This window comes from Vibrio marinisediminis, from assembly GCF_014050145.1.
GTDB lineage: Bacteria > Pseudomonadota > Gammaproteobacteria > Enterobacterales > Vibrionaceae > Vibrio > Vibrio marinisediminis.
Genome location: NZ_JACFYF010000070.1, coordinates 1 through 384 on the forward strand (window position 1 = coordinate 1; position 384 = coordinate 384).

Here is a 384-nt window from a genome sequence, read left to right on the forward strand (position 1 = left end):
TTTTGTAGGCTTTTCAAACGAAGCGATAATCTCCTTTTCACTCTTTCTAAGATCGTATTTCATATGCCTCCATCGTTCACTTTGCCTCATAGAACGCTTCATTAAGGCATCTATTTGATTTTTATCTAAATCTAGAAATGGTGCTGTTGGATTTCTATCTGGTGTGTTTTGATGAAAAAACTCAGCTTGCAGTCTAGGCATATGTCTTGCTACCGCTTCTTCTGCATGTAATTGCATTCTAGAATCGATAGTAGTATACACTTTTAACCCGTCACTATTAATATTATATTTTGAACCATCTGGCTTTCTATTTGCTTCATCGTTTGTCCAATCTTTCATAAAAGCACGAAGATATTCTCTAAAATAGGTTGCTGTACCTTCACG

The 384-nt window shown here is 35.7% G+C and carries 1 protein-coding gene; it reads right to left on the reverse strand.

All coding sequences use genetic code 11. The features are described 5' to 3' along the window. A partial coding sequence (locus H2O73_RS23470) for a PBP1A family penicillin-binding protein (protein ID WP_220457692.1) occupies window positions 1-384 on the reverse strand: 384 nt, incomplete at both ends.